This window comes from Pedobacter sp. 01N416 (genome assembly GCF_056399685.1).
The window spans coordinates 1-709 of record NZ_JBFTRT010001000.1 but is presented as its reverse complement, the minus strand read 5'-3'; the positions used below and the strand labels follow the sequence as shown (position 1 = coordinate 709).

Here is a 709-nt window from a genome sequence, read left to right as displayed (position 1 = left end):
ATCGAAATCTGCATCTACAATTTTAATGCTTTTAACATGTACCGATTTAAAAGTTTTTGAAATCTGCTCGTAAAGCGATTTTTCATCTTTTATGCTGTCGGGTTTCTTGGTTACTTTGTTAAAAATCATATTGATAGATGGCTTTTGTAAAAGGATTTCATTTACAGCTATCCGTTTTTTAAAGTAGGCCGTTAATATTCCAACACGGCTAATCTGTAGTTTCTTCAATTTAAGCTCGAAAGTATGTGCAGGTGCCAGTTGTTTTTTTCTTAAGCTATCGAAAACGGCCGTATCGGGCATTAGTGTAACATCGCGCAGCGCCAGGCTACCTGTAATTACGTTTAAGTTAATGCTTTTAAAATCTATCCGGTAGAGGTGGTGGGAGCCATTATAAACCCCGGCCTTAATTTTTTCGATCAATATGGGTTTCCATCGGGCACTTAAAAACATGGCGCCAAATGCTACAATTAGTACCAGTATGCCGAATATGCTTCCTATCCAGGTCCAAACTTTATTTCTATGCTGAGCTGTCATTTATTATGGTTTATCGATAGGTAACAGATAGAAGTGTGAAAGGTTTTTTTAGGGGCAAGGCAAAAGACTAAAGCAGAAAGACCAAAGAGGAGCTGTTGGATGCTTTATTGTTAAAATGATTTTTTTGGAGCGCAAGGGCAGTATAAGAAACACCGTTTGTTCCTTTGCTGCGCTT

At 37.9% G+C, this 709-nt stretch carries 1 pseudogene; it reads right to left on the bottom strand.

The annotated features are described in order from the left end of the window. Nucleotides 1–534, bottom strand: a pseudogene (locus AC1DND_RS28905) (hypothetical protein); the annotation flags it as partial. Nucleotides 535–709 lie beyond the last annotated feature (175 nt).